The sequence below is a fragment of the Actinomyces polynesiensis genome, from assembly GCF_000820725.1.
In the GTDB taxonomy this organism is placed as follows: Bacteria; Actinomycetota; Actinomycetes; order Actinomycetales; family Actinomycetaceae; genus Pauljensenia; species Pauljensenia polynesiensis.
Genome location: NZ_CCXH01000005.1, coordinates 1 through 13,267 on the forward strand (window position 1 = coordinate 1; position 13,267 = coordinate 13,267).

The following is a 13,267-nucleotide window of genomic DNA, read 5'->3' on the forward strand; positions in this document are numbered from 1 at the left end:
GGCGTCCGCACCGGTCCAGGCGTCCGCATCGGAGCGGCCATCCACTCCGTGCGCGCCGTCCCACCCCGGGACATGGCGATCGTCGCCTCCTGGGCACGTGACCGGGGTGCGCCCCTGCACGTGCACCTCTCCGAGCAGGTCGCCGAGAACGAGGCGTGCCTGGAGGCCCTGGGGGCCACCCCCACAGCCGTCCTCGACGGAACCGGGGCCTGGGAGGCGCACGCCACCGCCGTGCACGCCACCCACCTGGAGGCCAGCGACATCGCCGTGCTCGGCGCCCACCGCGTCACCTGCTGCCTGTGCCCCTCCACCGAGGCCGACCTCGCCGACGGGATCGGCCCGGCCGTGGAACTCGCCGACTCCGGCGCGCCCCTCGCCCTGGGATCGGACCAGAACGTCCTCACCGACCCCTTCGCCGAGATGCGCCGACTCGAGATGGACCAGCGCCTCGCCCGCGGCACCCGCGAGAACTTCGCCCCGGTCGCCCTCGTCGACGCCCTGACCGCGGACGGGCACGCCTGCCTGGGGTGGCCGGAGTCGGGACGCATCCGGGAGGGTGCGCTCGCCGACCTCGTCCACGTCTCCACCGCCTCCGCCGCCGTGGCCGGGGTCCGGCCCGACCGCATCCCCCTCCAGGCCGGGGCCCACGACGTCACCGACGTGTGGGTGGGGGGACGACGCGTGGTGGGGGCCGGACGCCACGTCGGGGTGGAGGCCGCCCCCACGCTGGCCCGCTGCATCGCGGCACTGAGGAGCACCCCATGAGCAGCACACTGGTCACCGGCATCGCCGAACTCGTCACCAACGATCCCGCCCTCGGACGGGGAGTGCTGGGCATCCTCCACGACGCGGCGCTGGTCTGCGAGGACGGGAGGATCACCTGGGTCGGCCCCGCCGACGCCGCCCCCGCCTGCGACCGCGGCATCGACGTGCACGGGCGCGCGGTGCTCCCCGGGTTCGTCGACTCCCACACCCACCTCGTCTTCGACGGTGAGCGCAGCCACGAGTTCGCCGCGCGGATGTCGGGGGAGCCCTACACCGGCGGGGGCATCGACCGCACCGTGCACGCCACCCGCCTGGCCGACGACACCCGCCTGCGACGGGGACTGGCGGCGCGGCTGGCGGAACTGCGCTCCCAGGGCACCACCACCGTCGAGGTCAAGGGTGGCTACGGACTCGACGTCGACCAGGAGGCGCGCCTGCTGCGTCTGGCCCGCGAGGCCACGACGGAGACGACCTTCCTCGGCGGACACGTCATCGCCCCGGAGTACCGCACGCGGCGCGCGGCCTACGTCGACCTCGTCTGCGGGGAGATGCTGGAGGCCTGCCTGCCCCACGCGAAGTGGGTGGACGCCTTCTGCGAACCCGCCTCACCCACCGCCCTGGACGCCGAGGAGGCGCGCGCCGTCCTCGAGGCCGGTGCCGCCCGCGGACTGCGACCACGCGTCCACGGCGCCCAGCTGCGCCAGGGCCCCGGCCCCCGCCTGGCCGTGGAGGTCGGCGCGGCGAGCCTGGACCACACCACCCACCTGGGGGAGGGGGACGTCGACCTCCTGGCGGAGGCCGCGCACGGGGACGGCCCGGTGGTCACCCTGCTGCCCCTCGTCGAGTTCTCCACCCGCCAGCCCTACCCCGATGCGCGCCGACTCCTGGACCGCGGCATCACCGTGGCCCTGGCCAGCGACTGCAACCCGGGCACCAACGCCTCCTCCTCCATGCCACTGGCGATGTCGATCGCGGTGCGCGACATGGGGATGACCCCCCAGGAGGCCCTGTGGGCGGCCACCGCCGGGGGAGCGGCCGCCCTGCGACGCGACGACGTCGGGGTGCTGCGCCCCGGGGCGCGCGCCGACCTGGCGGTGGTGGACGCCCCGACCTTCCTCCACGTCCCGTACCGGGTGGGTGTGCCCCTGGTGCGGGCCCTGGAGACCCGGACCGGCCCCCCGGGCGGCCCCGACGACACGTACCTGTCCCAGCGACCCGAATGGTGAGGATGAGCGAGATGACCAGCACGAGGACCTTGCACGAGGCGGACCACGGGGACGTGGACGCCGCCACGGCGACGGCGGGCGCCCAGCCCTTCCGGGTGCCACCGATCAGCGAATTGCCGCCCGTGCCACCCATGGACCCCACGGTGCGCCGCGCCCCCTCGCGCGGCTTCCGCCTCACCCGCGCCCAGACCCGCGTGGCCCTGGCCAACGCCCTGCGCTACGTCGATCCCTCCCTGCACGAGCAGCTCGCCCCCGAGTTCCTCGACGAGCTCACCCGCTACGGGCGCATCTACGGCTACCGCTTCCGGCCCGCCGAGCCCCTGCACGGGCGCCCCGTGGACGACTACGAGGGCCGCTGCCTGGAGGGCCGCGCCTTCCAGGTGATGATCGACAACAACCTCGACGTCGACGTCGCCCTGTACCCCTATGAGCTGGTCACCTACGGGGAGACCGGGTCCGTGTGCCACGACTGGATGCAGTACCGCCTCATCACCTCCTACCTGAAGGTCATGACCCGCGACCAGACCCTCGTCGTCGCCTCCGGGCACCCCGTGGGACTCTTCCCCTCCCGCCCCGACGCCCCGCGCGTCATCATCACCAACGGCCTCATGGTCGGCCTCTTCGACAACCACGAGGACTGGGAGATCGCCGAGGAGATGGGGGTCGCCAACTACGGGCAGATGACGGCGGGCGGGTGGATGTACATCGGGCCCCAGGGCATCGTGCACGGCACCTACAACACCCTCCTCAACGCCGGACGCCAGTACCTGGGCATCCCCGAGGACCAGGACCTGGCGGGCCGGCTCTTCGTCTCCTCCGGGCTGGGCGGCATGAGCGGCGCCCAACCCAAGGCCATGACCCTGGCGGGGGGCGTGTCGGTCATCGCGGAGGTCGACCCCTCCCGGATCGCGACCCGCCACTCCCAGGGGTGGGTCGACCGGGTGGCGGTGGGCATCCCGGAGGCCTTCGCCCTGGCCGAGGAGGCCCTCGGGGCGCGCAGGGCGCTGTCCATCGCGTACCAGGGCAATGTCGTGGACCTCCTCCAGTACGCGGTGGACCACGACATCCCCATCGACCTGCTCTCCGACCAGTCCTCCTGCCACGACGCCCACTACGGCGGCTACTGCCCCCAGGGCATCACCTTCGAGGAGCGCACGGCCCTGCTGGGGGAGGACCCGAGCCTCTTCGCCAAGCTCGTCGACGAGTCCCTGCGCACCCATGCGGGTCTCGTGCGCGAGCTCGCCGACCGCGGGACCTACTTCTTCGACTACGGAAACTCCTTCCTCAAGGCCTGCTTCGACGCCGGGGTGAGCGACCTGTCCCGCAACGGCACCGACGACAAGGACGGGTTCACCCTGCCCTCCTACGTGGAGGACATCATGGGCCCCCACCTCTTCGACTACGGCTACGGCCCCTTCCGGTGGGTGTGCCTGTCCGGGTCCGAGGAGGACCTGCGCGCCACGGACCGCGCGGCCATGGAGAGCATCGACCCGGACCGGCGCTCCCAGGACCGCGACAACTACAACTGGATCCGCGACGCCGAGGACGCCTACCTCGTGGTGGGCACCAAGGCCCGCATCCTCTACCAGGACATGGAGGGACGCTGCCGCATCGCCCTGCGCTTCAACGAACTCGTCCGCGAGGGCGTGATCGGTCCCGTCATGCTCGGCCGCGACCACCACGACGTCTCCGGCACGGACTCCCCGTTCCGCGAGACCGCCAACATCCGCGACGGCTCCAACGTCATGGCCGACATGGCGGTGCAGTGCTTCGCCGGCAACGCCGCGCGCGGCATGAGCCTGGTGGCCCTGCACAACGGCGGGGGCGTGGGCATCGGCAAGTCCATCAACGGTGGCTTCGGGCTGGTCCTGGACGGGTCGGAGCGGGTGGACGCCGTCATCCGCTCCTCCCTCCTGTGGGACGTCATGGGCGGGGTGGCCAGGAGGTCGTGGGCGCGCAACCCCCATGCCATGGAGGTCGTGGCCGACTTCAACCGGCGCCACGGCGACAGCGCCGCCATCACGGAGCCCTGCCTGGCTGACCCCGGGCTCATCGAGTCCAGCGTCGACCGGGTGCTCGGCTGAGGTGGGGCGGGCGGTGGAGGACACGGAGCGGAAGGGGAGGGACCGATGGTGACGAGGGCGGACGCGGTGGTCGAGCTGGGCGGTGACGCCGACCGGGGCGACCTGGAGCTGGCGGACCTGGTGCGCATCGCGGACGGGGCGGCGGTGGCCGTGCCCGGACCGGTCATGGCGGCGCTCGCGGACGCCCACACCCGCGCGCGGGAGATCCGGGCCCGGGGCGGCGTGTACGGCCAGTCAACCGGGGTGGGAGCCAACAAGGCCGTGGCGGTGGCGGCCGACGAATGGCGCCAGGGCATGCGCCTGCTTCGCAGCCACGCCGCGGGCACGGGCCCCGTGGCCGACGCTCGCACCACGCGCGCCATGCTCGCCATCCGCATCAACCAGCTGTGCCGGGCGGGATCGGGTATCGACCCGGCCGTCGTGGCCGGGATGGTCACCATGCTTGACACCGGGGCCCTGCCCCTCGTGCGGGTCGACTCCGGGGTGGGCACGGCGGACCTGTCGGCCCTGGCCACCGTCGGGCTCACCCTGGCGGGGGAGCGGCCGGCCACCGCACCCCTGGATCCGATCGGCGCAATCTCCTCCGACTCCGCGCTGCCCCTGATGAGTTCCTCCGCCCTCACCCTGGCCGGGACGCTGCTGCAGGTGGCGCGTCTGGAGGAGGTGCTGGACGCCGCGGAGGGGGCCTTCGTCCTCAGCTGCACGGCCCTGCGGGCCAACACCTCCCCGCTGGCGCCGGCGGCGGCCCGTGCCGTGGCCGTGCCCGAGGCCCAGGAGCTGGCCCACCGCCTGCGCGGCGCGCTGCGGGGAGTCCGGTGGGACCCCCACGCCGTCCAGGACTCCTACGGCTTCCGGGCCTACGTGCCCTCCCAGTCCGTGGCGCTGCGGGCAGTGGCGCGCCTGCGCGACCAGGCCCTGGCCCTGTGCTCGACCGCCCAGGAGAACCCACTGTTCACGCCGGAGGGGGTCCTCCACCACGGGGTGTTCCTCCAGGCCGCCCTCGCCCAGGAGCTGTCCTCGACCTGCCGGGCCCTGGCCCAGACGACCACGCTCACGATGTCCCGGATCCGCATGCTCAACGACCCGGTCCACTCCGGGCTGCCCGGTTTCCTCTCCACCGACGAGGCAGGCGCCTCGGGCACGATCATCCTCGAGTACGTCGCCGGATCCGGGGCGGCCATGGTGCTGGGGTCGGTCACCGACCTGGCCTCCCACTCCGTCGTCATCTCCCAGGGCATGGAGGAGGACGCCTCCTTCGTGGGGGAGATGCTCCGGGGGCTCACCCGCGCGGTGGAGGGCATGGAGGTCCTCGTCGCCTGCGAGTTCCTGGAGGCCGTGCGCGCTGCGACTGAGGGGCGGGAGTGGGCACGAGGGCCCGGTCGGGGACCTGTTCGCGGTCGGCGATACCCTCGGGGAGGACACCCGCGACCGGGACCTCCAGGAGGATGTCGACACGGCCCGGGCCCTGGTCACGGCACTGGGGCGGACGATGCGACGGGTGGCCGTCCCCTCGGCGCCATCGGAGCCGACGGCACCGTGAGGGTCCCCGGCCGGGTGTGGCCACCCGCAGAGTGCACGCCAGGACGCGGTGCGCGCTGCCGACACGGTGAGCGTCGTCGGCACGGTGAGCGTCGCCCGGGTGGGTGTGGACCAGACCTCCTCCAGCGCCGCTCAGCCCTGCTCAGCCCTGCGGGGGCGCGACGTGGGCCAGGAGGGTGTCGATGTCGTGGGTGATGCGCCCGGCGACGGCGGACGCCGCCTCGGGGCCACGGCCGTAGGGATCGGGGATCCAGTCCTCGGGCAGGGGGGAGGGCCGCAGGGCGTGGATGCGCGGCGCGAGTTCGGTCCAGGGGAGCGTCCCCTCCGGCCCGAGAGCCGTGGCGGCGGCCGCTGCCTGGCCCAGGGACACCGTGCGCAGGAGCGTCTCGGGGCGCTCCTCGAGGACCCAGGTGAGGTGGTGCTCCTCGAAGACGACCACCAGGTCCGCCCCCGCCAGGATGCGTCCGTTCAGCTGGCGTGCCACGTGCCCGGTGCGGGGGAGGCCGAGGAACTGCGCGCGGGCCGCCATCTCGTCCTCCAGGTCATGGCCGGCCACCGCCATGATGCCGGCGGAGGAGACCGTGACGGGGCTGGAGGGGCCCAACCGGTCGCGCAGGTAGATCTCGGCGAACGCCGAGCGGCAGATGTTCCCGGTGCACACGAAGAGCACCGAGAAGCCGGTGTCCGCCCCGCCCTCGTCCGGGGGAGGTGCCAGCTCCGACCTCCTCAGCCACGACGGCGCCTGGGTCATCGCTGCCTCCCTCCCACGTCCGGACCTCCATCTTCGTGCATCGGAGTCGCGCGTGGACAGTGCCCGGACGCGAGCCGCGATCGGGTGGGACCCAGGTCCCGGGTTCTGGGCGCAGTGCCGACGAGGGCGCCTCCGCGAGCCCTCCCGGGCTCCGGAGTCAGGTCACATGACGGACCCGGACCCGCGAAATGGTGCGGATTCCCTAGGCTGGTGCGCGACATCACGTCCAGAAGAGGAGGCCCCGGATGGCAACCCAGACACACGTCCCCACCGCGCTCGAAGCAGCAGGTGACGTCGTCATCCCTGTAGCCGACGAGCTGGCCGGGCGGTTCCCGCTGCACGCCAACCCGAGCCCCGCCTCCGATGCCGAGTACGACGCCATCATGGAGGACCTCACCTTCGGGCGTGCCTTCACCGACCACATGGCCCACATGCGGTGGACGCCGGACCAGGGCTGGCACGACCGCGCGGTCGTCCCCTACGGGCCGCTGGAGCTGACGCCCGCCGCTGCGGTGCTCCACTACTCCCAGTCGGTGTTCGAGGGCATCAAGGCCTACCGGCACGCGGACGGGTCCATCTGGACGTTCCGTCCCGGCTACAACGCCGCCCGCATCGACCACTCGGCCTGGCGCATGTCCCTGCCCGCGATCGACCGTGAGGACTTCGTCGCCTCCCTGGTCGACTACGTGCGGGCCGACGCCAAGTGGGTGCCGGACAGGCCCGGGTCGAGCCTGTACCTGCGGCCCTTCATGTTCGCCTCGGAGGACTTCCTCGGCGTGCACGCCGCCCACGAGATCGACTACTACGTCATCGGCTCCCCCTCGGGTCCCTACTTCAAGGGCGGCTTCGAGCCGGTGTCCATCTGGGTCGTCAAGGGCTACCACCGGGCCGGCCCCGGCGGGACCGGTACCGCGAAGGCCGGCGGCAACTACGCTGCCTCGCTCCTGCCCCAGATGGAGGCCGCCGAGCGCGGTTTCTCCCAGGTGTGCTTCCTCGACACCTACCAGGAGAAGTACCTCGAGGAACTCGGCGGCATGAACGTCTTCGTCGTCATGGCCGACGGGACCGTGCGCACCCCCGAGCTGACCGGCGTCATCCTCGAGGGCGGCACCCGCTCCGCGATCTGCCGCATGCTGCGCTCCCAGGGCACTGAGGTCCGTGAGGAACCCATCGCCCTGGACGAACTGGTCGAGGGCATCCGGTCCGGCGACGTCGCCGAGGTCTTCGCCTGCGGCACGGCCGCGGTCGTGACCCCCATCGGCCGCCTCGCCGGGGACGACTTCGACGTGCAGGTGCCCACCGGGCCCGTCACCGAGAAGGCCTACCACGACCTGACCGACATCCAGATGGGGCGCGTCCCCGATCCCTTCGGTTGGACCTACCGCATCCTCTGAGGCCATCTGCGTCGGGGGAGCGGTGAGGGGCCCGGAGCCACACGGCTCCGGGCCCCCTCCGTGTCCGGCACACGGGGTCGGTGGGCAGGGGATGGAGGGCGCGTGATCCCGGAGACCGCGCCCCTCCGCGTCCCCGGCCGTCAGCGGTGGCGGGGGACTACCCGACCTGTTCGGCCTGCTCGGTGCCGTCCGCCGGCCCGTCCGCGGTCGGTCGGGCGGGCCCGGTCGGTCCTGTTCCCGTCGGGCGCGCCCGGTGGGCCAGGCGGACCCGGAGCAGGGGGTCGAGGTCGTCGAGGGCGACCTGGACCCGCGTGTAGACGCGCGGGTCCAGGATGGCCGTCCCGTCGAACGCGGCTGAGCTGACGAAGATGCCGGCCGGCGCCACGAAGGCCTGGAGGAACGCGAAGAGGGGGCGCAGCTCCTGGTCGACCATGAGGGAATGACGGTCGGATCCGCCCGTGGCCATGAGCAGCGTCGGGGTGCCCGCCACGCCGTACTGGTCCAGGAGGTCCACGAAGTGCTTGAAGATCCCCGGGTAGGAACCCCGGAACACGGGCACGGCCACCACCAGCAGGTCAGCCGCCTCGACGGCTCGCAACGCCGCCTCGGCAGCGGGGCCCACCTCCTCGCGTCCGGTGGCGGAGGTCAGGTCGGTCCCGATCCGGTACACGTCGACGTGGGTGACGTGGGTGGGGAAGCGCTGTGCCGCCTCGTCAGCGGCGAGCTGTGCCAGTGAGGCCGTCCTGGACCTCCCCGAGGGGGATCCGTTGAGGACCACGACCTCGAGGTGCTCCGTGTGGGTGCCCGTGTCCTCTCCCGCGCCGAGGACGCCTCCGCCCGGGAGCTGCTCCACGTCGCTCATCGGGTGGCCTCCCCGGTGTCCGCGAGGGCGGTCGCACCGCCGGACGGTGCTGCGGGACCCGCACCGAACTCGCGACGCAGGACGGGCGCGACCTCGGTTCCCAGCAGCTCGATGGCCTCCAGGTGGTCGCGCTGGGGGACTCCACCGAAGCCCATCTGGAACATGATGCGGTCGATGCCGTAGACCTCGTGGTAGCGCATGACCTTGTCGATGACCTCCTGGGGTGAGCCCACCACCGGCATGCCCCCGGGCCCCGCCTGGGCGTCGAAGGCCCGGCGCGGGATGTCGAACCCGACACCGCGCTGGTGGTTGTTCTCACGCATGCCGCGCGAGAAGTGGGGGTACATGGTGTCCCGGGCGGACTGACTGGTGCGCCCCACGAAGCCGTGCACGCTGGCGCCCACGCGCAGCTGGTCCTGGGGCACGCCCGCCTGCTCGGCGGCGGCCCGGTAGTACTGGGACATGACCTCCTGGGCGCCCAGTGGACCCACCAGGAAGGCGATGACCATCGGGATGCCCGCCCGTCCAGCGTGGACGGCGGAGGCGGGTGACCCACCCACCGCCCGCCACACGGGCAGGGGGTCCTGGAGGGCGCGAGGAGCGATGTCGGCACGGTCCAGGGCAGGTCGGGTAGTGCCGGACCAGGAGATCGGGTTGGTGGAGCGGATCCGCAGGAGGAGGTCGAGCTTCTCCTCGAAGAGGGTGTCGTAGTCCTCCAGGGAGTACCCGAACAGGGGGAAGGACTCCGTGTAGGAGCCGCGTCCCGCCATCACCTCCGCGCGTCCCCCGGAGACCTGGTCCAGGGTGGCGAACTGCTCGTAGACGCGCACGGGGTCATCGCTGGACAGGACCGTGACGGCGCTGGTCAGGCGGATGCGTTCGGTGGTCGTGGCCGCTGCGGCCAGGAGCACCTGGGGGGCGGAGGCGATGAAGTCCCCGCGGTGGTGCTCCCCGATGCCGAAGACGTCCAGGCCCACCTGGTCCGCCACCCTCGCCTGCTCCAGGGTCTCCGCGACACGCTGGCGGGTGCTGGGCGCCCGCCCAGTGGCCGGGTCCGTGGTGACCTCACCGAATGTGAGGACTCCGATCTCCATCATGAATCCTGCTCCGTCCGAAGTGACTGGTCGTTCGTGCTGCGTGCCCCCACCGGGGCGACGGGGTCCGGCTCGGGTGGTCGTGCGGCGCCCGGCGTCCCTCCGGTGGTGAGGCCGCCCCGGGCCCACGCGGGGAGGATCTCGCGCCCACCGAGGGGTTCCTCCTGCGGTTTGCCGCCTTCTCCCGTGGACTCGAGGAGTTGGTGGCCCCAGTCCGTGAGGGCGTCCAGGACGGGGAGCAGTGCGCCTCCGACCTCCGTCAGCCGGTACCGGACCAGTGGGGGATGCCCGTCGGTGACGGAACGGCTGACGAGCCCGTCGGACTCGAGCTCGCGGAGGCGGCGGGCCAGGACCTGGTCCGAGACGCCTCCCACATGGCGGGCGATCTCCGCGAACCCCTGGCAGCCGGCCCCCAGTGCCTGGACCACGCGACCGCTCCAGCGGCGGCCGACGACGTCCATCGCCGCCACGAAGGAGGGACAGGCGCTGCCCGCATCCCCTGCGGGCGGCCGGGAGGGGTGCGTCGACTCTTCTGTACTCACAAAAGGTGAGTATCTACCGAAATGAGAGTGTCCACAACAGGGATGGGTGTGATCCGCGCAATGGCAGTGAGGCGGTGGAGGAGCTGGTGGTGGGGGAGCCGGGGAGGGTGTGGTTGCGGCGCGTGGGTGACGGTGACGGGGCCCTGACCGGCGTCGGTTCACCTGCGCGAGGCCGCCAGGGCCGCGGCGCGGGACAGGCCGCCGTGCTCCAGGCCGGCCAGGGTGGACCGGTCCTCCCACACCTCCTCGCCCCAGCGGGTGACCCGCACCCGCAGGTCCCCACTGAGGTGCTCGATGGCACCGGGGACGGCGCGACGCTGCCCGACCAACGGGACGGGGAGGACATGGGCATCGCCCAGCGGTGCATGTGCGTCGACCGTGACCGCCCAGCCGCGTGAACGGCCACGCAGGTGCCAGTGCTCGTCATCGACCTCCGCCCGCACGGGTGAGGTCACGGGGTTGCCCAGACGCAGCACGCGGCCGTCGGGCAGGCGCACCACGAGTGCGGTGACCTCGGTGTGCAGCGGACCCGCCACCACCTCACCCCCGGCGAATGCCACGCAGGCCGACGGGTCGGCGAAGCCCTGGGCCTGCCCCCACCACCAGGAGTCGGGGAACCCCGCCTTCCCCCAGTTCTTCTCCCCGTAGAGCTGGGCACCTTGGAGTTCCCGACGCTGTCCGCCCATCTCGGCAGTTCCCGAGGCACGCCCACCGAGGAGCCAGGGATGCCAGTACTGGTTGAGGCCGGGCAGCGACTGGAACCAGCTCGACCCACCGAAGGGTCGTCGGGCCGGCCAGCGCGTGGGACGGTCGAGACGGAGGTCGAGACGGGCATCCTCGCCCAGGTCGACCACCAGACGTCGGTCCGTGCCGAGGAAGGTCGCCCCCGTCCCTGCGACGCGTGTCCCAGGCCCCGCGGCGCGTGTTCCGGGCCCTGCGGCACGGGCACCGAGTCCGTCGGGCCGGGCGCTGGCCACGGGCAGGATCATCTCGCGCCAGAAGCCGTCGGAGTTCCCCACTCCCACCAGCGCCCACCGACCCGTCGCGTCGGTCTGGACCCCGATGAGGGCGATGAGGACACGCCCGGACCGCGGGTCCGTCACGCGCCAGTAGTAGCCCTCCATGGCGACGCCGTGGGCCCGCTCGGGGTGCCCGAAGGGGAGGTCGGCGCCCGAGGACCGATAGGCCGACGTACGGGCAGGTGCGGTCGGCTCGTGCACACGGCGCGTGGGAGGTGCCATGTCCGCGATCCTCGCACGGGGCGGTGCCCGGCGCCCGGCGTTGGGGCGTGCATCCTCCCCCGTGGCAGCCGCGTCGCCCTCGTCCTCGACCCTCCCCGGAGCGGGACGTAGGGTGGGCCTGATGTTCGCCGGACGAGGATGGGACCGCATGAAGAGGCTTCCGGTCATCGTGCTGTCATGGGGATCGGTCCTCGGACTGGCGCTGGTCATGCTCTGCGTCGGACGCGGGGTGGACCGCATCATCGCCGGCCGGGGACTCGGGGGCGTGGAACTCGGGATCGCCCTCCTCGGGGTGGTCGCCTCCGGGGTGTGCGCGTGGGGGGCCTCCCTCCTCTCCGGGAGGGGGCTCGCTCCCCAGGAGAGGGAGCTGCGGCACCGCGTGCTGCGACAGGTCTTCGCCCTGGGCGCGTCTGAGCGCACCCGGGAACGCACCGGCCGCATCGTGTCCACCGCCACCGACGGGGTCGAGCGCGCAGCCGGGTACCGGGCGACGTTCATCGCCCCGATGATCGCCTCACTGGCCACACCCGCCCTCGTCCTCGTCATCGTCGCGATCGCCGTCGACCCCCTCAGTGCAGGCCTGCTCGCCATCTCCATCCCCCTGGTCCCCCTGTGCATCGGGTCCTTCCAGATGGCCTTCCGGAGCGTCTCCGGGCGGTACCGCGCCTCCTCCCGGGCGCTCGCGGCGCAGGAACTGGACGCCATCCAGGGCCTGTCGACCCTGGCACTCCTCAACGCCGGGAGCTCCATGGGGCGCCGCCTGGCGCGGGCGAGCGAGGACGTGCGCCGCAGCGTCATGCGGCTCCTCGCCGGCAACCAGCTCGTGCTCCTGGTGGTCGACGCCGTCTTCTCCCTGGCCATGGTCACCGCCGCCGTGGTCCTGGCCCTGTGGCGGATCCGCGACGGGGCGATCACGCCGGGACAGGGCATCGCCTTGGTCCTGATGTCCTCCCTGATGCTCGACCCCCTGGACCGCATCGGGCAGTTCTTCTACATCGGGATGGGAGGGATCGCGGCCGGGAAGGAGATCCGCGCGTTCTGCCCGGAGGTGCCCGACGTCGTCGACGCCCCCGGCGTGCACTGGCCGGGCGATGGGTCTCACCCGACGGATCGGGACGCCGTGGGCGGCGCCGGTGAATCCGTGCGCCTGGAGGACGTGCACTTCAGCTACGACGGCACGACACCCGTGCTGGACGGCGTGGACCTCGACCTCGAGGCCGGTGAGCACCTGGTGCTCACCGGTGCCTCCGGGGCGGGCAAGACCACCATCGCCGCCCTCGTCCAGGCCGACCTGCGTCCCGACTCCGGGCGGGTGCTGATCGGGGGCCACGACCTGCGCGAGGTCCCCCTGGAGTGGACGCGCGCGCAGGTCGGCACCGTCGCGCAGCACACCTACCTGTTCACCGGCACCCTCCGCGACAACCTCCTCCTGGCCGATCCCTCCGCCGATGACCAGCGCCTGCTCGACGCCCTGCGGCGCGCCCACCTCGGTGACCTCCTGGACCGCCTGTCGGCCGGACTGGACACACCCGTGGGGGAGCGGGGCCTGGGGCTCTCGGGAGGGGAGGCGCAGCGTGTCTCCATCGCCCGGGCGCTCCTCAAGGACGCGCCGGTGCTGGTCCTCGACGAACCCACCGCCCACGTGGACCTCGGCTCCGAGCGGGCCGTCCTCGCCGCCGTGCGGGAGGCGACGGTCGGGCGCACGACCCTGACGATCTCCCACCGCGCCGCCACCATCGAGGACGCCCCCGCACGCGCGGAGCTGCGCG

11 protein-coding genes are annotated in these 13,267 nt (G+C 72.8%); 6 read left to right on the forward strand and 5 right to left on the reverse strand.

Annotated elements, in window-relative coordinates:
- The 4 genes from TA90_RS00195 to TA90_RS00210 form a co-directional block, all read left to right on the forward strand.
- Positions 1–765: amidohydrolase family protein (locus TA90_RS00195; protein ID WP_043534019.1), on the forward strand; the 765-nt coding region annotated here is incomplete at its 5' end.
- Complete coding sequence (gene hutI, locus TA90_RS00200; protein ID WP_052450302.1) at positions 762–1,991, forward strand: imidazolonepropionase; 1,230 nt, start codon at positions 762–764, stop codon at positions 1,989–1,991. The genes TA90_RS00195 and hutI, both read left to right, overlap by 4 nt.
- Positions 1,992–2,002: 11 nt before the next feature.
- Positions 2,003–4,075, forward strand: a complete 2,073-nt coding sequence (locus tag TA90_RS00205; RefSeq protein WP_082031155.1) for a urocanate hydratase — start codon at positions 2,003–2,005, stop codon at positions 4,073–4,075.
- A gap of 45 nt (positions 4,076–4,120) precedes the next feature.
- Complete coding sequence (locus TA90_RS00210; RefSeq protein ID WP_052450303.1) at positions 4,121–5,809, forward strand: aromatic amino acid lyase; 1,689 nt, start codon at positions 4,121–4,123, stop codon at positions 5,807–5,809.
- On the opposite strand, the gene TA90_RS12945 is transcribed toward TA90_RS00210, so the two are convergent.
- Positions 5,757–6,365 carry an arsenate reductase/protein-tyrosine-phosphatase family protein gene (locus tag TA90_RS12945; protein ID WP_052450304.1) on the reverse strand — a complete coding sequence of 203 codons (609 nt, stop codon included), beginning with the start codon at positions 6,363–6,365 and terminating at the stop codon, positions 5,757–5,759. The two genes, TA90_RS00210 and TA90_RS12945, sit on opposite strands and share 53 nt — an antisense overlap.
- 245 nt (positions 6,366–6,610) lie before the next feature.
- Here TA90_RS12945 and TA90_RS00220 point away from each other — a divergent pair, with 245 nt between their 5' ends.
- Positions 6,611–7,759 (forward strand): branched-chain amino acid aminotransferase, encoded by a 1,149-nt coding sequence (locus TA90_RS00220; protein WP_043534020.1) that lies wholly within the window; start codon positions 6,611–6,613, stop codon positions 7,757–7,759.
- 157 nt (positions 7,760–7,916) lie between these two features.
- On the opposite strand, the gene TA90_RS00225 is transcribed toward TA90_RS00220, so the two are convergent.
- The 4 genes from TA90_RS00225 to TA90_RS00240 all read right to left on the reverse strand — a co-directional run bounded on the left by TA90_RS00225 (position 7,917) and on the right by TA90_RS00240 (position 11,498).
- Entirely contained in the window at positions 7,917–8,621 is a 705-nt protein-coding gene (locus tag TA90_RS00225) for an NAD(P)H-dependent oxidoreductase (RefSeq protein WP_074015195.1), read from the reverse strand.
- Positions 8,618–9,718 carry an LLM class flavin-dependent oxidoreductase gene (locus TA90_RS00230; RefSeq protein WP_197067803.1) on the reverse strand — a complete coding sequence of 367 codons (1,101 nt, stop codon included), beginning with the start codon at positions 9,716–9,718 and terminating at the stop codon, positions 8,618–8,620. Before TA90_RS00230 ends, TA90_RS00225 begins: the two co-directional genes overlap by 4 nt.
- Positions 9,715–10,257 carry a winged helix-turn-helix transcriptional regulator gene (locus TA90_RS13515; RefSeq protein WP_197067804.1) on the reverse strand — a complete coding sequence of 181 codons (543 nt, stop codon included), beginning with the start codon at positions 10,255–10,257 and terminating at the stop codon, positions 9,715–9,717. Before TA90_RS13515 ends, TA90_RS00230 begins: the two co-directional genes overlap by 4 nt.
- A 158-nt stretch (positions 10,258–10,415) precedes the next feature.
- Positions 10,416–11,498 carry a tocopherol cyclase family protein gene (locus tag TA90_RS00240; protein ID WP_052450306.1) on the reverse strand — a complete coding sequence of 361 codons (1,083 nt, stop codon included), beginning with the start codon at positions 11,496–11,498 and terminating at the stop codon, positions 10,416–10,418.
- A 148-nt stretch (positions 11,499–11,646) separates the two neighbouring features.
- On the opposite strand from TA90_RS00240, the gene TA90_RS00245 reads away from it, so the two are divergent.
- A partial coding sequence (locus tag TA90_RS00245; protein ID WP_043534030.1) for an ABC transporter ATP-binding protein/permease occupies positions 11,647–13,267 on the forward strand: 1,621 nt, incomplete at its 3' end.